24 protein-coding genes and 2 pseudogenes are annotated in these 19445 nt (G+C 62.7%); 16 read left to right on the forward strand and 10 right to left on the reverse strand.

The window, feature by feature from the left end; all coding sequences use genetic code 11:
- Positions 1-128 precede the first annotated feature (128 nt).
- From EB230_RS07465 to EB230_RS07490, 6 genes are all read left to right on the forward strand, one after another.
- Entirely contained in the window at positions 129-791 is a 663-nt protein-coding gene (locus EB230_RS07465) for an Lrp/AsnC family transcriptional regulator (RefSeq protein ID WP_081295018.1), read from the forward strand.
- Between the two features lie 2 nt (positions 792-793).
- Positions 794-1651 carry a transporter substrate-binding domain-containing protein gene (locus tag EB230_RS07470; protein WP_056575646.1) on the forward strand — a complete coding sequence of 286 codons (858 nt, stop codon included), beginning with the start codon at positions 794-796 and terminating at the stop codon, positions 1649-1651.
- Positions 1652-1751: 100 nt separating this feature from the next.
- Positions 1752-2411: an amino acid ABC transporter permease gene (locus tag EB230_RS07475; RefSeq protein WP_056575648.1), complete on the forward strand. Its 660-nt coding sequence runs from the start codon at positions 1752-1754 to the stop codon at positions 2409-2411.
- The gene (locus tag EB230_RS07480; protein ID WP_056575651.1) at positions 2408-3082 is read left to right on the forward strand and encodes an amino acid ABC transporter permease; all 675 of its coding nucleotides are present in this window, start codon (positions 2408-2410) and stop codon (positions 3080-3082) included. Before EB230_RS07475 ends, EB230_RS07480 begins: the two co-directional genes overlap by 4 nt.
- A 31-nt stretch (positions 3083-3113) precedes the next feature.
- A complete protein-coding gene (locus tag EB230_RS07485) occupies positions 3114-4067 on the forward strand; it encodes an agmatinase (protein ID WP_056575656.1) in 954 nt (317 codons plus the stop codon).
- 153 nt (positions 4068-4220) lie between these two features.
- The gene (locus EB230_RS07490) at positions 4221-4622 is read left to right on the forward strand and encodes a hypothetical protein (protein ID WP_056575660.1); all 402 of its coding nucleotides are present in this window, start codon (positions 4221-4223) and stop codon (positions 4620-4622) included.
- A 172-nt stretch (positions 4623-4794) separates the two neighbouring features.
- Here the strand turns inward: EB230_RS07490 and EB230_RS07495 are convergent, their stop codons facing one another.
- The 3 genes from EB230_RS07495 to EB230_RS07505 all read right to left on the reverse strand — a co-directional run bounded on the left by EB230_RS07495 (position 4795) and on the right by EB230_RS07505 (position 6223).
- The gene (locus tag EB230_RS07495; protein WP_056575662.1) at positions 4795-5226 is read right to left on the reverse strand and encodes a heme-binding protein; all 432 of its coding nucleotides are present in this window, start codon (positions 5224-5226) and stop codon (positions 4795-4797) included.
- A gap of 165 nt (positions 5227-5391) precedes the next feature.
- A complete protein-coding gene (locus tag EB230_RS07500) occupies positions 5392-5625 on the reverse strand; it encodes a hypothetical protein (protein ID WP_056576497.1) in 234 nt (77 codons plus the stop codon).
- Between the two features lie 76 nt (positions 5626-5701).
- Positions 5702-6223 (reverse strand): helix-turn-helix domain-containing protein, encoded by a 522-nt coding sequence (locus EB230_RS07505; protein ID WP_056575665.1) that lies wholly within the window; start codon positions 6221-6223, stop codon positions 5702-5704.
- A 90-nt stretch (positions 6224-6313) separates the two neighbouring features.
- Here EB230_RS07505 and EB230_RS07510 point away from each other — a divergent pair, with 90 nt between their 5' ends.
- From EB230_RS07510 to EB230_RS07525, 4 genes are all read left to right on the forward strand, one after another.
- Complete coding sequence (locus EB230_RS07510) at positions 6314-7159, forward strand: alpha/beta hydrolase (RefSeq protein WP_056575668.1); 846 nt, start codon at positions 6314-6316, stop codon at positions 7157-7159.
- Positions 7160-7274: 115 nt separating this feature from the next.
- Entirely contained in the window at positions 7275-7931 is a 657-nt protein-coding gene (locus tag EB230_RS07515; protein ID WP_056575670.1) for a glutathione S-transferase family protein, read from the forward strand.
- A 5-nt stretch (positions 7932-7936) separates the two neighbouring features.
- Positions 7937-8272 (forward strand): metalloregulator ArsR/SmtB family transcription factor, encoded by a 336-nt coding sequence (locus tag EB230_RS07520; RefSeq protein ID WP_056575673.1) that lies wholly within the window; start codon positions 7937-7939, stop codon positions 8270-8272.
- An 11-nt stretch (positions 8273-8283) separates the two neighbouring features.
- The gene (locus EB230_RS07525; protein ID WP_172371945.1) at positions 8284-8748 is read left to right on the forward strand and encodes an SRPBCC family protein; all 465 of its coding nucleotides are present in this window, start codon (positions 8284-8286) and stop codon (positions 8746-8748) included.
- 35 nt (positions 8749-8783) lie between these two features.
- Here EB230_RS07525 and EB230_RS07530 read toward each other — a convergent pair whose 3' ends face one another.
- From EB230_RS07530 to EB230_RS07540, 3 genes and pseudogenes are all read right to left on the reverse strand, one after another.
- The gene (locus tag EB230_RS07530) at positions 8784-9047 is read right to left on the reverse strand and encodes a metalloregulator ArsR/SmtB family transcription factor (RefSeq protein WP_056575678.1); all 264 of its coding nucleotides are present in this window, start codon (positions 9045-9047) and stop codon (positions 8784-8786) included.
- Between the two features lie 31 nt (positions 9048-9078).
- Positions 9079-10350, reverse strand: a pseudogene (locus tag EB230_RS07535) (MFS transporter); the annotation flags it as partial.
- 65 nt (positions 10351-10415) lie between these two features.
- A complete protein-coding gene (locus EB230_RS07540; RefSeq protein ID WP_027047479.1) occupies positions 10416-10610 on the reverse strand; it encodes a DUF1192 domain-containing protein in 195 nt (64 codons plus the stop codon).
- A gap of 122 nt (positions 10611-10732) precedes the next feature.
- On the opposite strand from EB230_RS07540, the gene EB230_RS07545 reads away from it, so the two are divergent.
- From EB230_RS07545 to EB230_RS07560, 4 genes are all read left to right on the forward strand, one after another.
- Entirely contained in the window at positions 10733-11743 is a 1011-nt protein-coding gene (locus EB230_RS07545) for an NAD(P)H-quinone oxidoreductase (protein WP_172371947.1), read from the forward strand.
- A 205-nt stretch (positions 11744-11948) separates the two neighbouring features.
- Positions 11949-12089 carry a DUF1127 domain-containing protein gene (locus tag EB230_RS07550; protein WP_064987068.1) on the forward strand — a complete coding sequence of 47 codons (141 nt, stop codon included), beginning with the start codon at positions 11949-11951 and terminating at the stop codon, positions 12087-12089.
- 339 nt (positions 12090-12428) lie between these two features.
- Entirely contained in the window at positions 12429-13511 is a 1083-nt protein-coding gene (locus EB230_RS07555) for a helix-turn-helix transcriptional regulator (RefSeq protein ID WP_056575691.1), read from the forward strand.
- Positions 13512-13686: 175 nt separating this feature from the next.
- Positions 13687-14379, forward strand: a complete 693-nt coding sequence (locus EB230_RS07560; protein WP_044548374.1) for a DUF1013 domain-containing protein — start codon at positions 13687-13689, stop codon at positions 14377-14379.
- A 55-nt stretch (positions 14380-14434) separates the two neighbouring features.
- Here EB230_RS07560 and EB230_RS07565 read toward each other — a convergent pair whose 3' ends face one another.
- The 4 genes and pseudogenes from EB230_RS07565 to EB230_RS07580 all read right to left on the reverse strand — a co-directional run bounded on the left by EB230_RS07565 (position 14435) and on the right by EB230_RS07580 (position 16597).
- On the reverse strand, positions 14435-15154 hold the full coding sequence (locus EB230_RS07565) for a YafY family protein (protein WP_056575694.1): 720 nt from the start codon (positions 15152-15154) through the stop codon (positions 14435-14437).
- 72 nt (positions 15155-15226) lie between these two features.
- Positions 15227-15633, reverse strand: a pseudogene (locus EB230_RS07570) (hypothetical protein).
- 66 nt (positions 15634-15699) lie between these two features.
- The gene (locus EB230_RS07575; RefSeq protein ID WP_172371949.1) at positions 15700-16290 is read right to left on the reverse strand and encodes a DJ-1/PfpI family protein; all 591 of its coding nucleotides are present in this window, start codon (positions 16288-16290) and stop codon (positions 15700-15702) included.
- Between the two features lie 139 nt (positions 16291-16429).
- Positions 16430-16597 carry a hypothetical protein gene (locus EB230_RS07580; RefSeq protein WP_081295019.1) on the reverse strand — a complete coding sequence of 56 codons (168 nt, stop codon included), beginning with the start codon at positions 16595-16597 and terminating at the stop codon, positions 16430-16432.
- 299 nt (positions 16598-16896) lie between these two features.
- On the opposite strand from EB230_RS07580, the gene EB230_RS07585 reads away from it, so the two are divergent.
- Both EB230_RS07585 and EB230_RS07590 read left to right on the forward strand, forming a co-directional pair.
- A complete protein-coding gene (locus EB230_RS07585; RefSeq protein WP_056575703.1) occupies positions 16897-17850 on the forward strand; it encodes a ring-cleaving dioxygenase in 954 nt (317 codons plus the stop codon).
- Positions 17851-18016: 166 nt separating this feature from the next.
- A complete protein-coding gene (locus EB230_RS07590; RefSeq protein ID WP_172371951.1) occupies positions 18017-19435 on the forward strand; it encodes a glycosyltransferase family 39 protein in 1419 nt (472 codons plus the stop codon).
- Positions 19436-19445: the final 10 nt, after the last annotated feature.

Raw genomic sequence — 19445 nt, forward strand, 5'->3', positions numbered from 1 at the left:
AACAAGCAGAGCCGACGCCCGGGCCATCGTCCCCACTCCAGAATACCGACAAGGCCTTGAGGCTGCCTTCGACGGGGCTGTGCCCAAGCGCGTCGGATACCCGCGCGCCGCGCGATCCTCCCCGGCTGATGCCCATCGACGCTACTTCCCTCAAAGCCAAGCCCAGCTTCCAGCATCTCATCCGACCATCGAGGGGCCTTCTCTCGGTGTTTTTCGGCGCGGGTGGGATTGTCATTGGCGGTTTCTTATGTAATTTTCAAAATTATAGTCGGAAATCGACATCAATGGGGAATTACATGTGGGATTTCGTCAGCACGAGTGATCTCGACGACACCGAACAGGCGGTGCTTTCCCAACTCAAGGTCGACGGGCGGATGTCGAGCGTCGATATCGCCAAGCGCATCGGCGTCACCGAAGCGACGGTGCGGCGGAAAATGGCGCGCGTGCTCGAGGATCCGGATATCTGCATCCAGGCGGTCGTGCGCCCCTTGCGCAGCGATGTCGGCATCGCCGCCATTGTCGGGTTCGATGTCGATCGCGAGCACATCATCAGCGTCGCCCGGAAACTGTCGGAATATTCGTTCGTCGACAGCGTCTACGCCATGACCGGGCCGTTCGACATCATCATCCAACTCACTTTGCCATCAACGACCAGCCTGCATGACTTCCTGGTCAGTGAACTGGCGAACGTTCCCGGGATCAAGGATTCCGAGAGCTACATGATCGGCCGTGTGTTCAAGCACTCGGGCCGGGCCTACCAGCGCAGCAAAACCGAAGAAAAAAGAGGGTAACAATGGGTGAGTTCCTTTCCGCATCGCGCCGCCGCGTCCTGTCCCTGCTTGCCGCCGCGCCGCTCTTCCTGTCCTTCGCATCCGCCGCTCATGCCGACGGGCTTGTCGACCAGATCAAGCAGCGCGGCACCATCGTGGTCGGTACCGAGGCGGCCTTCGAGCCGTTCGAGTTCGTCCGCGACGGCCAGATCGTCGGCTACAACAAGGACATCCTCGATTATGTGGTGAGCCAGCTCGGTGTGAAGCTCGACCAGCTCAACCTGCCATTCCAGGGGCTGCTGCCGGGCCTGCTGGCGAAAAAGTTCGACCTGATGGCGACCTCGACCGGAATCAATGCCGAGCGGGCGGCGAAATATGCCTACACGAGGCCGACGGGCTCGTTCGAGAACGTCATCGTGGTGCGCGCCGATGAGGAGCGCATCAAGAAGCCGGAAGACATCAGCGGCATGGTGGTGGCAACGCAGCTTGCCTCGTCCGTGCAGCCGATCATCGAGGCCTATGACAAGGAACTCAAGGACAAGGGCGGCAAGGGTGTCGGCGAACTGAAGCTGTTCACCTCCTTCCCCGAAACCCATGTCGCTCTCGCCTCCGGCCAGGTTGATGCCATTGTCATTGCCTCGCCTTCGGCGGCGGTGCTGATGAAGAACGTCCCCGATACCTACAAGGTCGTCGGCTCGATCGGCGAATTCTCCTACCTGTCCTGGGTCGTGCGGCCGGAGGACAAGGACCTGCGCGAATTCATCAACACCAAGATCGGCGAGCTGAAGGACAGCGGCAAGCTGAAGGAGCTGCAGCTGAAATGGTTCGGTTTCGAGATGAAGACGCCAGACCAGGGCTATCTGCCACCCGGCGCGCTCTGAATCGTTTCCCCTGAACTTGTCTGGCGTGGCGCAGGCGATGCGCTGCCGCGGCTATCGCCCGCGCCGACGCCGGACGGTGCCTCTCCGTTCGAGCTGAAAAATGTTCCATTTTTCAAAAACGCTGACCTTTCTGCCGCAATTCCTGACCGGCGCGGGCATCACGCTCGGCGTCTCGGCGCTGGGGTTCCTGGCCGGCACGCTGATCGGCTTCGGCCTGCTGGCCTGCGGCCGGTCGCGCTGGCGCCTGGTTCGCTGGATCGGCGCGCTCTACACCAGCTTCATCCGCGGCACGCCGCTGATCGTGCAGATCTTCGTCGTTTACTACGTGCTGCCGGGGCTGGTCGGCATCGATCTGCCGCCGCTCCTGGCGGGCGTGCTGGCGCTCAGCTTCAACAGCGCGGCCTTCGTCGCCGAGATCCTGCGCGCCGGGCTGACGCGCATTCCCTCCGGCCAGTATGAAGCGGCCAAGGCGCTCGGCCTGAAACCCGTGGTGACCTGGTTCAAGATCATCATGCCGCAGCTGTTCAGGTCCATCATCCCGCCGATGGTCAACGAGTTCACCATGCTGGTGAAGGCCTCGTCCATCCTGTCGGTGATCGCCGTGGTCGAGCTGACCCGCACCACGCAGAACATCATGAACGTTACCTACCGGCCGGTCGAGGCGTTCTGCATCGCGGCGGTGCTGTATTTCATCGTGCTGTTTTCCTGCAGCCTTTTGACCCGGCATCTGGAGCGCAAGGCGGAAGGCGCGCGCGCATGACGTTCGATTTCGCCGTCATCGCGGACAACTGGCAGATCCTGGCCAAGGGCTTTGGCAATACGGTGCTGATGTGCGCCGTGTCGCTGCCATTCGGCTTCGCGCTCGGCATCTTGCTGGCGCTGGTGAGGCTGAGGGGCGGAGGGCTGCCGGCGGCAATCGTGTCGGCCTATGTCGAGATCTTCCGCAACATTCCGTTCCTGATCCAGATTTTCCTTTTGTTCTACGCCTTGCCGATGTTCGGCGTCCGGCTCTCGCCGGTGGTGGTTTCGATCGGTGCTCTGTCGGCCTATGCCAGCGCTTATTCCGCCGAGATCATCAGGGGCGCGATCCAGTCCATCTCATTTGGCCAGGTCGAGGCCGGCTATGCGCTTGGCCTGCGCTACCTCACCATCTTCCGCAAGATCCTGGTGCCGCAGGTGCTCGGCTACATCCTGCCGGCGGCCACCAACCTCACCATCACACTGATCAAGGAATCGGCGATCCTGTCGGCGATCACCGTGCCAGAACTCACCTACATGGCCCAGAACATCATCGGCCGTACCTTCTCGCCGGTGGAGATCTTCACCGCCATCGCATTGCTGTATTGGGGGCTGACCGCCCTTGTCGCGGCAATCTCGCGCAGCCTGGAGCACAGGCTGCAGCCCCATCTCGCAGCCCGCCGTGGCGCCTGATCCAAAAAGCCTTCAACACAGAGGAGACCCCATGTCCAAACTCACCACCGCGCCGCGCGATGTCTTCCAGACATTCCTGAACTTCCCGCTGGTCGAGGATCTCGACACGCTCAAGGCCGATGTCGCCATCATAGGCATGCCCTATGGCGATCCCTACACGATCGACGAGCTGATCAACGACCAGACCAACGCGCCGACGGCGGTACGGCGCGCCTCGCAGCGCATCAGCCAGGCGCTCGACCGCTATGATTTCGACATTGGCGGGCCGGTCTTCGCCGGCCAGGACATCAAGGTGGTCGATGTCGGTGACGTGCCGGGCAATGCCGCCGATCATGTCGGGCACTACGGCAGGGCCGAGGCGGCGATCCGCAAGGTCCTCGCCGCCGGCGCACTGCCGATCACCATCGGCGGCGACCACGGCATTCCGATCCCGATCTTCCGGGCGCTCGACGGCGAAGGCCCGATCACGCTGGTGCAGCTCGATGCCCATCTCGACTGGCGCGACAATGTCAACGGCGTCAAGGAAGGTTATTCCAGCACCATCCGGCGGGCCTCGGAGATGGCGCATATCAAGGATATCTTCCAGGTCGGCATTCGCGGCCAGGGCAGTGCGCGCACCGAGGAGGTGGAGGCGGCCCGCGCCTACGGCGCCAACATCATCACCACCGACGAATGGCAGGATATCGGCACCGCCGCGCTGCTCAAGCGCATTCCGGACGGCGGCCGCTACTACCTTACCATCGACGCCGACGGACTTGACCCTGCGGTCATGCCAGCGGTGGAGGGCCCGCAGCCGGGCGGTATCAGCTACCGCCAGACGATCGAACTGATCAAGGGGCTGGTCGGCAAGGGCCGTCTCGTCGGCATGGATATCGTCGAGATCGCGCCGGCGCGCGATGTCAACGAGATCACCTCGATGACGGCCGGCCATATCGTCCTCAACGTCATCGGCGCCGCCGTGCGTGCCGGCTACTTCAAGCGCTGAGCCTTTTATCTCTCGTTTGCTCCATGTCAGCCGGGCAACCGGCTGACATGCTTGTTTCATCCGGTCTTCGACCGTGTTTGCGGCTGCGCACGAAAAATCTTGACGGCGTGCCTGCGGCGCATTCTACAGAAGGTGCCCCTTTGGAGACGCCAGATGTTCGGTGCCGTCCCGCTTTTGATCGTGCCTTTCATTCTCTATAATCTCGGCCTGCTGGGTATATTCGGCGGCGGCGACGATCCATGGGCGAGTGAGATCTTCTCGTTCCGCATGATGTCGGGTGGGGTATTCTCGATGACGCTTGGCGACCTGATGGTGCTGCTCGGGCTGATCTTCCTGTTCCTCGAAATGGTGAAGGCGGCGCGCACGACCGGCGCTTCGATCATGGACCACCTTCTGTCGACGCTGGTCTTCGTCGCCTTCCTGGTCGAGTTCCTGCTGGTCAAGGGCGCGGCGCATTCCATCTTCTTCACGCTGATGATCATCGCGCTGTTCGATGTGCTTGCCGGGTTCGCGGTGTCGATACGGTCGGCGAGCCGGGACATCAACCTGAACTAGAGCAATTCCAGGAAAAGTGTGAAACGGTTTTCCGTCCGGAGTTGCGTTAAAACAATGAGTTAGAGCAGTTTGCCGTTTCCGTGAAACGGTGAAATGCTCTAGGTCTCAGCGTGGAAGTTTGACGGGCGCTTGTACCGACAGTTGGCGGAAACGTCCGCCGCGTCCCCGGCGCTCAGCCTGGGTCGGCGGTAAAGCCGGCCGCCTCGATGCCGGCTATGGCCGCGGCCTCGTCATTGTCCGAGGTATCGCCGGAAATGCCGACGGCGCCGATGATGGTGCCGGCCTTGTCGCGGATCAGCACGCCGCCGACCACAGCAAGTACGCGTCCGCCCGACACATCGGAAATGCCGGCGACCAGATGGGGGCGCTCCTTGGCGAAGGCCTCGACCTTACGTGAGCCCATGCCGATGGCCAGTGCGCCATAAGCCTTGCCCGCCGACATTTGCGGGCGCAGGAACGAGGCGCCGTCCTGACGCTGGAAGGCGACCAGATGGCCGCCGGCGTCAAGCACCGAGACACCCAGCGGCTTGAGCTTGAGATCGGCACCCTTGGCGAAGGCGGCATCGATGATTTGACGGGCTTTTTCGAGCGGCAGTGCGGTCATGGCAATCTCCTGTTTGAAAAGGACAATGATCGGGGGCCGGCCGCACGAAGCAATCCCGGTTTCGGTTGAAATTGCTTCTTGCGAAGCGATGGAATGAAGGCCGGGGCTGTCTGGATGGTGTAGCTGATGTATCCGAGCAGCGTCGGTTCGCCGGAGAGCGGCGCGCTATTTCTTCTTGGCGCGCGCAGGCTTCTTGGCTGGCACTGCCGGCGCGTTGGCGAGGTCTTCGGCTTCCTTGGCGAGCCGCAGCGCCCGCAACTTGTCGGTCTTGGCCTTGCGGGCATCACTCTCCGCGGCGTATTCCGCCATCGCTTTCTGGCGGACGGTGGCCGCTTCTTCCTGCTTCTTGAAGCGCAAATCGGCGCGCGCGCGGGCGGCATCCCGAGAGTTCTCAACCAAGACCTTATCCAATCCCGTGAATTGTGGTTTCCGCTTCTTCTAGCAGAGCCGGCCTCTTAGCGGGGAAAATAGTTGGTCACGCGGCCGGGCTGGCGCCGAGAGCCTTGCCGGCGACCACGGCTTCATAGGCGGCCTGCAGGGTCGCGCGGACAGAAGGGCCAGACGCTTTGTCGAGCGGCGTGCCGAGATGCTCATGGCGCAACTCGTCCATGAATTTCTCCCACAATGGCGGTCCGCCCTTTTCCAGGAGCTCGGCGCGGATCGAGAGTTCCTCGCTGGTCGGCAGCCAGACCCGCCCCCAGGCGCCAAGATGGGCGAGGATCGGCACCAGCGTGATGGCCATCTCGGTCAGGCTGTAGATCGCCTTCTGCTTGTGCGAGGGGTCGTCGGCCTTGGTCAGCATGCCAAGCTCCATCAACCGCTTCAACCGGTCGGCGAGGATATTTGAGGCAATGCCTTCCATCGATCCGTTGAGCAGCTCGCGAAAATGACGCCTGCCGCCGAAAATCATGTCACGCAGGATGATCAGGCTCCAGCGGTCGCCGAACACTTCCAGCGACAGGTTGATCGGGCAGCCGGACCGGCGATCGAGGCTCATTCGATTCTCTCCATAAAACCAGTTGCATTATCGTATCAGTTTTATTATGGTGCAACTGATTGCAAAATGCAATCAGTTTGGAGGCATACAATGACGACGATCGACCGTCCCGTGATCCAGTCCGAAACCTTCGGCGCCCCCAAAAATCCTCCGCTGCTGCTGATCATGGGCGCGATGGCTTCGATGCTGTGGTGGCCGGCGGCATTCTGCCGGGAGTTGGCGGATGCCGGGCTGTACGTGATCCGCTACGACAATCGCGATACCGGGCGCTCGACCAAATATCCGCCTGGCGAGCCGCCCTACACATTCGATGACATGGCGGACGATGCGATTGGCGTGCTCGACAGTCATGGCATCGGCAAGGCCCATGTCGCCGGTATGTCGATGGGCGGCATGATCGGGCAAATGGTAGCGCTCAGGCACTCCTCCCGTGTTGCATCGCTGACCGTGATCAGCAGCTCGCCGATGGGGATGGACACCTCGCATCTGCCAAGGATGAGCGACGCCTATATCGAGCATTCGGCCGAGGGCGCCGACGTCGACTGGACGGACCGCCGCCAGGTGATCGACTTCATGGTCAGGGATACCAAGGCGATCGCCAGCATCGCCCATCCATTCGACGAGCTCGGGATGAGAGCCTTCATCGAACAGGATTACGATCGATCCGGCGGGTTCCTGAGCGCGACCAATCATTTCTCGCTCAAGGGCGGCGCCGAGTGGAAGGGCCGCCTGCACGAGATGCAAGCTCCGCTGCTGGTCATCCATGGCACGGCCGATCCCGTTTTTCCGGTCGAGCATGGCGAGGCGCTGGCCGAGGCAGTCGCCGGCGCGAAATTCCTTCGTGTCGACGGCGGCGGCCATGAACTGCATCCTCAGGACTGGCCCGCGATATCGGCCGCCATAGTCATGCACATCAGGTCCAACCAGGGGACCTGATGTGCCGGGCTTGACGGGCAAGGCCTGACACAATAGTGAAGTAAATACTTCAGTGTTGGCTTGGCCGGGCATCCGGCTCCTACCCATCGGCGAACCAGAAACAGGCGAGCAAAGAATGTCCCTGATGTTGCATTTCCATCCCCTGGCCTCCTTCTGCTGGAAGCCGCTGATCGCGCTTTACGAGAACGGCACCGCCTTCAACCCGGTCATCGTCGATCTCGGCGACGAGCGATCGCGCGCGGCCTTCCTCAAGATATCGCCGACCGGCAAGATGCCGGCGCTGCGCGACGATACGCGCGACCGCACGCTGCTGGAATCGACCATCGTCGTCGAATATCTGGCCGCGCATTATCCGGGGCCGGTCGAACTCGTTCCCGCCGACGTCGATCTGGCGCTGGCCGTCCGCCAGTCCGACCGCTTCTATGATTTCTATGTGCAGGAGCCGATGCAGAAGATCGTCGGCGACCGGTTGCGTCCGCAGGACAGGACCGATCCGTTCGGTGTCGAGCAGGCGCGCGGCCAGCTGCGTACCTCCTATGCCATCATCGAACAGGAGATGCAGTCGCACAGCTGGGCGGTGGGTAATGCCTTCAGCCTGGCCGATTGCGCGGCATCTCCAGCACTCTTCTATGCCAACAAGGTCGAGCCGTTCGGCGACAGATATCCGGCCGTGAAGCGCTATCACGACCGGCTGCTGCAGCGCCCTGCCTTCGCCAGGGTGATCGAGGAGGCGCAGCCCTACTTCAAGTTCTTCCCTTACAACAACGGCTAACCGGGATGCTGCACGATTCCGCCCAGCTCGACCTGATGTTCCAGGCGCTTGCCGATCCGGCGCGACGGCAGATGGTCGACCGGCTGTCGCGGGGCCCCGCCTCTGTCAGCCAACTGGCCGAGCCGCTGGCGATGTCGCTGTCGGCCGTGGTCCAGCATCTCAACGTGCTGGAGGCGAGCGGCCTGGTGCGCTCGGAAAAACTGGGACGGGTGCGCACCTGCCAGATCGAGCCGAAGGCGTTGAGAGCGGCCGAGCATTGGATCAACGAGCGGCGAAACGCCTGGGAACGCCGGCTGGACCGGCTCGGCGATTTTCTCGCCGAGACCAGTGACAAAACATGAAGGAGGCTTCAATGACCCAACGATCCGTCGTCCATTCCACCTTTGTCGTCGAGCGCTTCTATCCGGCGGCACCTGCGAGAGTCTTCTTCGCGCTCAGCAATCCTGATGCCAAGCGGCGATGGTTCGTCGATCCCCACGACCCGATGCCCAGCCGACACGAAATGGACTTCCGCGTCGGCGGCAAGGAGACCAATGCCGGCTGTCCGAGCGATGGGCAGATGCATTTCTTCAACGCGGTCTATCAGGACATCGTGCCGGACAGCCGCATCGTCTACAGCTATGAGCTGCTGTTCGGCGAAACCCGCGTCTCGGTGTCACTGGCGACAATCGAGCTCATGGCGGAAAGCGGTGGCACGCGGCTTGTGATGACGGAGCAGGGGGCCTTCCTCGACGGCCACGACACGCCGGCCACGCGTGAGCACGGAACGGGCGAACTGCTCGACGCGCTTGGCGCCTTCCTGCATGTACAGGCCTGATCATCGGGGCGCTGTCGAAGGTTGAGGGCGCTGGATCAGGCCTCCCAGAATTGATCAAGCCAGATGTTGAGCTTCAGGAAGCCGGCGTTGCTTATCGTGTAGACACGCCGCGTGCCTTCGGCCTTGGCGTTGACCAGCCCGGCGTCGAGCAACACTTTCAGATGCTGTGAAACGGCTGGGCGCGACACTGGCAGCCCGGCCGCCAATTCGTTGACGGTCTTCGGACCGCGTCGAAGTTCTTCCAGAAGATGGCGCCGATTGGGGTCGGCGATCGCCATGAAGGCGTCGGAAAACATCATGCCTTATTTGTGAGGCAAAGTTTTTCAAATCTCAACTGTCTGTTTCTTCTTTTCTTCTTGGATCAAGCCGCAATGCTTCCGGCGTCAGCGAGCGGTCGGCCGGTTGCGTCTTGAAGGCGTCGCGATCTCCGATCGGCACCGGAGCGCGGCGGCTGATGCGCAGCAGCGTGTAGCCGGCCAGCGACAGATGCGCGAAGGCGGTCGCCAGGAACAGGCCTTCCGGGCGCATCCAGCCCATCAGCGCCGCCGCCAGCAAAGGGCCGATCATGGTGCCAAAGCCGTAAAGCAGCAGCAGGCCGCCCGATACCTTGACGAAATCCTCGGCACGGGCGTGGTCGTTGGCATGCGCCACGGCGATCGAATAGAGCGTGTAGGCGAAAGCGCCGTAGGCAGCGGTGAAGACGATGACGAAGATGCCGGAGCGCGGTTCGAACAGGAAGATCATGAGGGCGAACAGGGCCGCGCCGAAAGCCGCACCGGCCAGTACGAAACGCCGGTCGGTCTTGTCGGACAGACGCCCCGCCGGCAGTTGCATGGCGGCGCCGGCGACGACCACAAGGCTCATCATCAGGGCGATCTCGGCGGTGGAAATACCAATGCGGGCGCCGTAGACCGCACCAAGCGTTCCCCAGGCGCCGTTGGCGATGCCGATCAGCAGGCAGGCGATCGCCGACACCGGCGAGTTGGCGTAGAGCCCCTTGACGTCGAGTTTGACGTCCTGCAGCGGTTTGGGGTGCGAGGCCGTCGAAACCGCGGTCGGGATCAGCGACAGGCAGAACAGGATGCCGGTGATCATGAACAGCGACGCCGACTTCACATCGCCGCCGGCGACGATCATCTGGCCTCCCATGATCGAGGCATAGGTGACCATCATATAGAGGCCGAAGACGGTGCCGCGGTTCTCGTTCGTGGCTTTCTCGTTCAGCCAGCTTTCGATGACCATGAAGGCGCCGGCCATGGTGAAGCCGGTGAAGGCGCGCAGCAGGATCCAGACATATTCGTCGATGACCAGGCCGGTGAGCAGCGCCACGATGGCACCGGACGCGGCAAAGGCGCCGAAAGCGCGCACATGCCCGGCGCGGCGGACGATGCGCGGTGCAAAAAAGCAGCCGGTGACGAAGCCACCGGCCCAGGCCGTGCCCATCAGGCCAAGCGAGGCTGTCGAAAACCCTTCCACCTGGCCGCGCAAGGGCAACAGCAGCCCATGAAGGCCCGATGCAGCCAGCAGGAAGGCAGTGCCGCGAAGCAGGGAGAGGATCGGCCTGTAGGATGCGAGCATTTTTTGATCCGGCTGGACTCTGGGAGGGACGCAAGGTCTGAAGACAGTCGCATTCGGGCTTTTCGGCGGCGGGCCGTTGCGCCCATCGCCTATCCGCGGCGGAACAGCGCCTCGGCGGCCGATTTGGTGTTGTCCTTGGCCTTGAGTTCGGCCTCCAGCCGGGCGATTTCGTCTCGCAGGATGCCGATGCGCTCCGACAATTCGCCAACGGAGAGCAGCGACAGGTCCTGCCCGATCTCGTGCGGACGCGCCTTCTTCTTGGGTTCGTCGTCGAAGATCGCCATGGTTGCTCCTCCTCCGCCATACCAGATTGGCCATTTGCCTGATTTGGCAATGAGCATACATAGGGCAAGGGTGTCGATGCAAACAGCCGGTAAGAACGCGGCGAGGAAAGACGGGAAAGTTCATGGCGAGCGGACAGAAAATTCCGGCAAGGATGACAGCGATCGCGATCTCGGAGCCGGGCGGCCCACGGGTGCTGAAACCGGAAACCCGCGACGTGCCCCAGCCAGGTCCCGGCGAGATCCTGATCAAGGTGCATGCCGCCGGCGTCAACCGGCCCGACGTGCAGCAGCGCAAGGGGGCCTATCCGCCACCGCCCGGCGCATCGGACCTGCCGGGCCTCGAGGTCTCGGGCGAAGTGGCCGCGCTTGGCGACGAGGTGTCGCGCTGGCGCATCGGCGAACGGGTCTGCGCGCTCACCCCCGGCGGCGGTTATGCCGAATATGTCAAGGTTCACACCGGCAGCGTGTTGCCGCTGCCCGCGGGCTTCACCCATACGGAAGCGGCGGCGGTGCCGGAAAACTATTTCACGGTCTGGCACAATGTCTTCGAACGCGGCGGCCTGAAGAAAGGCGAGACGCTGCTTGTGCATGGCGGCTCGTCCGGCATCGGCACGACCGCGATCCAGCTTGCCTCTGCTTTCGGCACCCATGTCATCACCACCGCCGGATCCAAGGAGAAATGTGATGCCTGCCTGAAGCTCGGCGCCGACCGGGCGATCAACTATCGCGAGGAGGACTTCGTCAAGGCGGTGAAGGAGGCGACGGACGGCAAGGGCGCCAATGTCATCCTCGACATGGTCGGCGGCGACTATGTCCAGCGCAACTACGAGGCCGCCGCCGTCGAGGGCCGCATCGTCCAGATCGCGGTGCAGGCGGGCGCCGTGGCCAGTGCCGACTTTTCCAAGATCATGGTCAAGCGGCTGACCCATACGGGTTCGACGCTGCGGCCGCGCACCGTCGAGTTCAAGGCGGCGATCGCGGCGGCGCTGGAGGCGCAGGTCTGGCCGCTGCTCGGCACGCGCAAGGTCGCTCCGGTCATGGACATGATCTACCCGCTCACGGATGCCTGGCGCGCGCATGAGCGGATGGAGGAGGGCGAACATATCGGCAAGATCGTGCTCGACGTCGGCTAGGACGTGCCGATATCCAGGTGAGGCCGGCCTGACCGGGAATCCCGACACGTCCGGAGACAGCTCCTCCCTGCCTACAAGATGAACAGAAGCTTAATGGTGCAATGCAGCATTTGCATCATTGCTATGCAAAATCGGCCGTTCAAGTCCTCATCGATGATCACTATCTGTGCAGCATCGAAACGAACACCCCATCAGGAGGACCATCATGAACCCGATCCGCGCTTTCCGTAACTGGCGCATGTACAACGAGACCGTGCGCGAACTGAACCGTCTCAACGCGCGTCAGCTCAGCGACCTCGGCATCAACCGTGCCGACATCGAACGGATCGCCCGCCAGGCGATCTGATCTCAAGCACGACCCGGCCGCAAGGCCGTGCACTTGCCGAGAAGCAGAGCCGTCGCAGACGCTTCCCGTCTCCGGTTCCGAACCCGCTGGACTCAGTCCAGCGGGTTTTGTCTTTTGGGGATCCGGGTGATTGGCTTGCCGGTTCCAAAAGAGGGCGCGTCGCGTTGCAAGCGGCAGGAGGCAGTTCAATGGTGCTGCTCAAGCCGACCGCTCTTCGGCATCTTGCTTATTGACCATGGTTGCCGCCGTGGCATGCTTGACCACGGGGGAAGATCGGTCGGCCTGAAGCGTTGATTGTTCGGGCCTGGCAAGTTGCTTGCCCGGAAAGGCTTCTTGCCCATGCTCGACGATCTGACGAACAGAATCTACGAGGCGGCCTTCGTGCCAGACCTCTGGCCTGATGTGCTGGAGGATATCGATTCCGTATCCGGTTCCGTGGGTGGCGCCGTGTTTCTGTTCGGTGACGACCAGCCCGCGCGCGGCAGGGCGATCGCGTTCCTGCAGGATCTGCAAGGCGAATTGCTGGCGAGCGACGCGCTGCAGTTTTCGGCGGCGGTTTCGCGCATGTGCGCGCTGCAGCCGGCGAGCTTCGTCGACGTTGAGGCTTTCCTCACGCCCGACGAGATCGAGAACGATCCGGTCCGCAAACGGCTTCGCGCCATGGGCATCGGCGCGCATGCCTGCACCGCGATACCGATGCCCAGCGGCGAGCTGGCGATTTTCGTTTTCCAGCGACGGCTCGGTGAAGGCGACTACGACCAAAGGAGCCTGGACGTGCTCGACAGTCTCCGGCCAGCCATGGCGCGTGCCGGCCTGATAGCGGGGCGGCTCGGCCTTGAACGCGCCGAAGGAACAGTTGCCGCCATGACGGCGATGGGCCTGCCGGCGGCTGTCCTGTCGCTGAAAGGACGGGTGATGCTCGCTAACGCACTGTTCGACGGCCTGTCCTCCCTGTTCCTGCCTACAGCCTTTGGCGGCTTGGCCATTGCCGATGCCGAGGCCAACCGGTTGTTCCAGCAGGCTGTCGTCGCCGCGCGCAATGACATGGAGCCGACAGTCCGTTCCATACCGGTGCAAGGCGTGGACGGCCGGCGGCCGATGGTTCTGCACATGCTGCCGTTGCGCCGTTCGGCGCATGAGATCTTTTCAGGCGCCGACATTCTGGTGGCGGCGACGGCGCTCAGCGCCAGCTCGGTCGTGCCTTCGCCAACACTGCTTGCCGGATTGTTCGATCTGACGCCAGCCGAAGCACGGCTGGCCACGGCGCTGTCGCAAGGCCACGCGCTCAAGGCCGCCGCAGCCGGCTCCAACATCACCGAAAAAACCGCCCGGACCTATCTGGAGCGAATATTCGCCAAGACCGGGACACGCCAGCAAAGCCAGCTCGTGGCCCTGCTCAAAAGCGCCGGACCCTTTGGTTGAGGTCGCCGGCGGTTTGGGCATTAATGCGCTCGCTGGCCCCCGAACGTATTGAGGCCGCCTCCAAAAACATTGCGAAACGGCAAGGGAACGGTTATACAGGCCGCGAATTTCCCATTTTGGTGGCTCTAAACCACCGCCCGCGCGGGAACGCGGGCGAACGAGAAGGATTTTTAAAATGGCCAATACGCTGCTGATGCCCAAGGCGACCGCCGTCTGGCTGGTCGACAACACCGCGCTCTCCTTTGAGCAGATCGCGCAGTTCTGCGGGCTGCATCCGCTCGAGGTCAAGGCGATCGCCGATGGCGAATCGGCGCAAGGCATCAAGGGCATGGACCCGATCATGACCGGCCAGCTGACCCGCGACGAGATCGCGCGCGCCGAGAAGGATCCGAACCAGCGGCTGAAGCTTTCCGACCCCAAGGTGCGGGTGCCGGAATCCAAGCGCAAGGGTCCGCGCTACACACCATTGTCGAAGCGCCAGGACCGGCCGAACGCCATCCTTTGGCTGGTGCGCAACCATCCCGAACTCAAGGACGCGCAGATTTCGCGTCTCGTCGGCACCACCAAGTCGACGATCGAGCAGATCCGCGAACGCAAGCACTGGAACTCGGCCAATCTGCAGCCGATGGATCCGGTGACGCTGGGCCTTGCGTCGCAGATCGACCTCGACATGGAAGTCAACCGCGCCTCGCGCGGCCGCGAGCAGGCGCAGCCGGTCGGCGATACGCTGCTGCCCGCCGCCCTGACCGAGCGGCTGGTGCCGGCTCCCGAAAAGCCGAAGGACGAGGATGCCGAACTCGACGCCAATGCCGTGTTCGCCAAGCTCTCGGCGCTGAAGTCGAAGAACGAGGACGCAGACGACGAGTAAGGGTCTCGACAGACCAAAAAAAGCCCGCTTCGAGCGGGCTTTTTTATGGGCGATCTCAGCTTCGCGCCACGCGGTCCGGCGCCATGCCGTAATCCTCGCTGCGCTCCACCGCCCGGTAGAAGTCGGCAAGCTGCTTGCCGCGCTCCGGCTTGAAGATGCGGCCGGCGATCACCACCGAGGCGATGCGGTCAATGCGGAAGGCGCGGAAGTCGTCGCGCATCTCGCACCAGGCGACCAGCGTCCACACCTTGCCCCAGAACCAGAGGCCAAGCGGCCTGATGTCGCGCGCGGTGCCGCGGCCGGCCTCGTCCGAGTAGTCAATGGTCAGCACCTGGCGCTTCTCGACCGCACGCTCGATCAGGTCGATCGCCTCGCGGGCGGCGTCGCTGACCACCCACATCGGTGTATGGATCTCGGTGCGGGCGATGCGGTCTTTTTCGGTATCGGGCAGCACGGCACCGATCTTGACCAGCGCCTCGTCGGCGGCGCGTGCCATGGCGGCGCCGCCAAAGGCGCGCACCATGCGCGCGCCGGCAACCAGCGCCACGATCTCGTCACGCGTGAACATCAGCGGCGGAAGGTCGAAACCTTCCCTCATCATGTAGCCAACACCGGCCTCGCCGTCGATCGGGACCCCGGTCGACTGCAGGTCGGCTATGTCGCGGTAGATTGTTCGCTCGGAAACCTCGAGCCACGTGCCGAGCTTCTGGGCGGTGACCAGACGGCCACCCCGCAGATGCTGCACGATCTGAAAGAGCCTGTCGGCGCGGCGCATCGTTTGCTTCCCCAGTGGTTTTCCTGTGCATGCCGTGGCTCCCAGACGGGATCCACCTGCAGATGACATGCATTACGGCTTCAGTCCCTCGCGCTTGCGCTGCGCGGCAACGAACTCCGCGCCAAAGGACAGTTTCTTTGTTGTCGGCGTCTTGGCATCGAGCACGCGCCAGAAGGGAGCTATGTCGCTCAGCGTCATGCCGCGCTCGAGGTCTTCCTTGGCGGCTTCGGCAACCGTGCGCAGATGATAGCCGATGGTGACCGGGCATGTCACTTCGGCACCGTGTTCGACGGCAAGCGCCGTGCGCAACGCACGGACGTCCATCTCGACGCCTTCGGGAATCGAGCGGATGAAGTCATCGACCTGGCGTGCGGTCGGCACCAGCATCGGCTGGCCTTCGATGACATCTCCACCGTGCGCGGCGTTGGTTTCACGCCGTTGATGCCAGGCGTGTTCAGCTTGTCGTTCCAGCTTTTCATCGATCGTCCTCTCGGCCGGCCCTGCGCATTGTTTCACCATTGCACGCGCCTCCTGACAGCATACTGTCAGGAGGCTTCAGCATATTCCCTGGCGAACAGCGTCCGCATCTGTGCGAGATCGCTGCTTCTTTCCGGGTAGAGCGTCTTCAGAAAGGCGAGGGCAAAGGTGCCTGGCGCCGAACCCGGCGCCGACACGATCTTGCCGTCCGCGACCGCGTGCGGCACGTCCTGATAGTTATTGTCACCCGCATAGCCGGCTTCATGACCGTTGATCCAGTCGCGGCCATTGCTGGTATGCCCGGCATCTTCGAACATGCCGGCTCGAGCCAGCGCCAGCGTGCCGGCGCAAATCCCGCCAACGACACCGCCGCGCGTTGCAACGGCGTTGAGCAGTTCGGCGACATCCGGTGGCGCCTTGCCGGCCCACTGGTCGGAACCGATGACTGCGACAGCATCGAGATCGGCATTCTCTTCAACGCCGGCCGAGCGGTCAGGCGTCAGCCGAAAACCGCTGATTCCGGTCACCGGCCTCCCTTCGGGCGTCAGCGACACGGTGCGGGCGCCGAACCATTCAACCGCCGAGGCCGCCAGCAGGCCATACTCCCAGTCGGCAAATCCTTCGATGAAGAGGAAGCCGATTGTCTTCTGTTCGGGCATAAGCTCGCTCCATCCCCGGCGCGCCATAGCTTATTTTGATGCATGTCGTGGCCCCGAAACCGGAGGCCATTTGGGCTACATGCATCGATATCTGGGCATTGGCGCGTCCATGTCCAATATCAACGTCGAAAAATTCGCCTCAATTGCCGGGGGAGCGACGTTCCGCATACATGTCCGGCCAGCCGATATCCTTGCGGATGTCCGCCGGCAGTGCGTTCATGAAACGCTGCGTGCGGATCTCGTTGCGCATGGTGCGAACCTTGCCGACATAGTGCTGCATGCCGCGCAGAATGGTGAAACCGTTCATGGCTATTCTCCTCTCTCTGACTGAAGGCAGTATCGCACACCCCTCCTGACAGCAGTCTGTCAGGAGGATGGCAGGGTTCGCGGCGATAGTTCCGCCCGGCACGGGTCCTCGGTAGGCCATCCTCGAACCGCAGTCACCGACCAGTGCACGGGAAGATGATTGTTCACTTTGTGAGTACTTATCTGGGCGTCGTTGTTCAATCCGCGGCGACGGACTGTCGGGATACAAGGCCTTCAGCGATGGGACCGCAGTTCTGATATGACTGGAGAAAATTCTTCCCCAGAAACAGGGAGACGACCATGAGCCTGCAACTGACAGGAATCCACCATCTGACCGCCATCACCGCCAATGCACCCGGCAATCTTCACTTCTACACGAAGGTGCTGGGCCTGCGGTTGGTCAAGAAGACGGTGAACCAGGACGATACGTCGGCCTACCACCTCTTCTATGCCGACGGTGAGGCGACACCGGGCACGGACCTCACCTTCTTCGACTGGCCGGTTGGCCGCGAACGACGCGGCACCCACAGCATTGCGCGGACCAGCCTCAGGGTCGGCAGCCGGGAGAGCCTTGCCTGGTGGAAGCAGCACCTGGCCGCTGAGAGCATTGAGACAGGAGAGATTGCCGATATCGGCGGCTATCCCGGCCTGGATTTCGAGGATCCTGAAGGCCAGCGTCTGCGGCTAATCAGCGATGGCGGCAAGGGCGGCAGCCACCCCTGGGCGCAAAGCCCGGTACCGGCCGAGCATCAGATCCGGGGGCTCGGGCCGATCGTCATCAGCGTCCCCGACATCACCAATACCGAGGCGGTGCTGACCAGGGTCATGAACATGCGCAAGGTCCGCGACTATGCCTCCCCCGACGGCGAGGGCCAGGTCCACGTCTTCGAAATGGGCGCGGGCGGGCCGGCGGCGGAGCTTCATGTCGCCGTGCAGCCCGGCCTGGCGCCGGCAAGGCAAGGCGCCGGCGCGGTCCACCACGTCGCCTTCAGGGCGCCGGACCAGGAGACGCTGCATCAATGGACCGCCCGTCTGGGCGAATTCCGCCTGCCGTCGAGTGGCGAGGTCGAGCGCTACTACTTCCGCTCGCTCTATTTCCGCGAGCCAAACGGCATCTTGTTCGAGATTGCCACGGACGGGCCGGGCTTCACCGCCGATGAGCCGCTGGAGACGCTGGGCGAAAGCCTGGCCCTGCCGCCGTTCCTCGAACCGAAGCGCGCCTCGATCGAGGCCGGCCTCAAGCCGCTGAGGTAACTCAAGACAGACGGGCGAGAGGAGTACTTTGACAGCCGGTCGCCATGCAGGGCAAAAAGCGGCTGTCGAAATTCCTCTCGTTCGCTGTGAGACCATGACTGTCGGCCAGCCGCTTATGCCAGCCACCGCCGCCGACCTGACACGGAGTGATTCCCAGGCGTTGGCCATGTTGGTGCTGGCAGCAGTCTCGGCGTCGCTTGCCTTTTACAATCTCGACTTCCCTTTTGGGATCCAGCCGGACGAGTCGATCAAGGTGGCGTTTGCCGCGGGGCAGCACCACAATTATGCACACCCGCCATTGTTGATCGTATTGGCCCGCTTCGCGGGATGGCTTTCCGGCGCGTCGAACGAACATGACTATTTGCTGGCTGGCCGAAGTGTCAGCGCGTTGGCCTGTGTTGCGGCAAGCATCCTCTTCTACATCGTGTTGCGGCGTTACGCGGATGATATCAATGCCTTCCTGTGGGCCTGCGTTTTCGCGGTCTCGCCAGCCATCGCGGTTCATGCGCATTACTTCAAGGAAGACGCTGTCCTGGTCTTCGCCCTGTGTGTCGGGCTGCATGCGCTGGTGCGGCTGAGGGAGCAGGCCAACTCAGTCAATCTCGTCTATTTCGGATTTGCGCTCGGCCTCGCCGTCTCGGCGAAATACGTGGGCGCCGGCAACAGCCTCGCTCTTTTCATCGTGGCGATCTTCTACTGCCGGCTCGGTCTCAGGCAGACCGCCATCATCGTCGCCGCTGACGCGCTTACCATATTGGCGATCTTCGGCGTGTCGCTGCTGACCGAGGCCGGAAGTGGCCTTTCAACGGTGATCAGAGGCCTTGGCTCGGAACTGATGCACGCTGAAACGGGTCACGACCTCAAGGAGTGGTTCTGGGAGGGCTATGGGCTTATGCATTTCCGCTACCATCTGATCCCCAGCCTCACCAGCCCGACCGTGGCGATCGCGCTTGGGGCGATCGCTTTCGCCATCATCGCCGACCGTAACAGATATGTCGTCGCCTACGCGGGCGGAGCCTTCATCTGGCTCTTCCTGCTCGAACTTTCGCCGCTCAAACTCTTCGGCTCCATGCGTTACATCCTGCCGGTCGTTGTCTACCTTCTGCTGGCCGCGGGCATCGCTTGCTCCAGGGCGATCGGGCTGCGAAGCACGCCGGTGGCAATCGGACTTGGACTTGTCGCGATGGTTGCCAGCGCGCACGCCGGCATGGCCTATGTCGCGAACCTGGACCGGGGAACGGATACACGCTTTGCAGCGATGCGCTTCCTTGAAGAGCGGGAAATCAGGCGTTTCGTGGTGGACTATCCAATGGGAGAGCCGGCACCGGAAACCAGGGACTACAGCAATCTCTCGTCGGCCGATTACCTCGTATCGTTGAAGTTTCAGCGATATCTGCGTGGCGGAGGATTGAGAGCGCAGGATCCACTAATTTATGAGCTTGCCGGCATGTTCCAATGCCTCGAAGGTCATGTCGTGGTGCAATTTTCGAAGCCATATGGCAACTATGGCTATGTCGCGCCGACGGTTAGGATCTATGATCTGCGCAATGCGCGATCCTGCATCCCCGCAAGCATCGTCCGCTGATGGTATGCGC

The organism is Mesorhizobium sp. NZP2234, from assembly GCF_013170765.1.
GTDB lineage: Bacteria > Pseudomonadota > Alphaproteobacteria > Rhizobiales > Rhizobiaceae > Mesorhizobium > Mesorhizobium loti_D.

Coding starts and splice junctions, on each gene's coding strand:
- EB230_RS07540 (WP_027047479.1), bottom strand. CDS start 10,610: ATGGCGATCTTCGACGACGAACCCAAGAAGAAGGCGCGTCCGCACGAG.
- EB230_RS07515 (WP_056575670.1), top strand. CDS start 7,275: ATGTCCCTGATGTTGCATTTCCATCCCCTGGCCTCCTTCTGCTGGAAG.
- EB230_RS07550 (WP_064987068.1), top strand. CDS start 11,949: ATGAACCCGATCCGCGCTTTCCGTAACTGGCGCATGTACAACGAGACC.
- EB230_RS07480 (WP_056575651.1), top strand. CDS start 2,408: ATGACGTTCGATTTCGCCGTCATCGCGGACAACTGGCAGATCCTGGCC.
- EB230_RS07525 (WP_172371945.1), top strand. CDS start 8,284: ATGACCCAACGATCCGTCGTCCATTCCACCTTTGTCGTCGAGCGCTTC.
- EB230_RS07565 (WP_056575694.1), bottom strand. CDS start 15,154: ATGCGCCGCGCCGACAGGCTCTTTCAGATCGTGCAGCATCTGCGGGGT.
- EB230_RS07580 (WP_081295019.1), bottom strand. CDS start 16,597: ATGAACGGTTTCACCATTCTGCGCGGCATGCAGCACTATGTCGGCAAG.
- EB230_RS07470 (WP_056575646.1), top strand. CDS start 794: ATGGGTGAGTTCCTTTCCGCATCGCGCCGCCGCGTCCTGTCCCTGCTT.
- EB230_RS07585 (WP_056575703.1), top strand. CDS start 16,897: ATGAGCCTGCAACTGACAGGAATCCACCATCTGACCGCCATCACCGCC.
- EB230_RS07465 (WP_081295018.1), top strand. CDS start 129: ATGCCCATCGACGCTACTTCCCTCAAAGCCAAGCCCAGCTTCCAGCAT.
- EB230_RS07520 (WP_056575673.1), top strand. CDS start 7,937: ATGCTGCACGATTCCGCCCAGCTCGACCTGATGTTCCAGGCGCTTGCC.
- EB230_RS07545 (WP_172371947.1), top strand. CDS start 10,733: ATGGCGAGCGGACAGAAAATTCCGGCAAGGATGACAGCGATCGCGATC.
- EB230_RS07495 (WP_056575662.1), bottom strand. CDS start 5,226: ATGACCGCACTGCCGCTCGAAAAAGCCCGTCAAATCATCGATGCCGCC.
- EB230_RS07530 (WP_056575678.1), bottom strand. CDS start 9,047: ATGATGTTTTCCGACGCCTTCATGGCGATCGCCGACCCCAATCGGCGC.
- EB230_RS07505 (WP_056575665.1), bottom strand. CDS start 6,223: ATGAGCCTCGATCGCCGGTCCGGCTGCCCGATCAACCTGTCGCTGGAA.
- EB230_RS07590 (WP_172371951.1), top strand. CDS start 18,017: ATGTTGGTGCTGGCAGCAGTCTCGGCGTCGCTTGCCTTTTACAATCTC.
- EB230_RS07555 (WP_056575691.1), top strand. CDS start 12,429: ATGCTCGACGATCTGACGAACAGAATCTACGAGGCGGCCTTCGTGCCA.
- EB230_RS07575 (WP_172371949.1), bottom strand. CDS start 16,290: ATGCCCGAACAGAAGACAATCGGCTTCCTCTTCATCGAAGGATTTGCC.
- EB230_RS07560 (WP_044548374.1), top strand. CDS start 13,687: ATGGCCAATACGCTGCTGATGCCCAAGGCGACCGCCGTCTGGCTGGTC.
- EB230_RS07490 (WP_056575660.1), top strand. CDS start 4,221: ATGTTCGGTGCCGTCCCGCTTTTGATCGTGCCTTTCATTCTCTATAAT.
- EB230_RS07475 (WP_056575648.1), top strand. CDS start 1,752: ATGTTCCATTTTTCAAAAACGCTGACCTTTCTGCCGCAATTCCTGACC.
- EB230_RS07510 (WP_056575668.1), top strand. CDS start 6,314: ATGACGACGATCGACCGTCCCGTGATCCAGTCCGAAACCTTCGGCGCC.
- EB230_RS07485 (WP_056575656.1), top strand. CDS start 3,114: ATGTCCAAACTCACCACCGCGCCGCGCGATGTCTTCCAGACATTCCTG.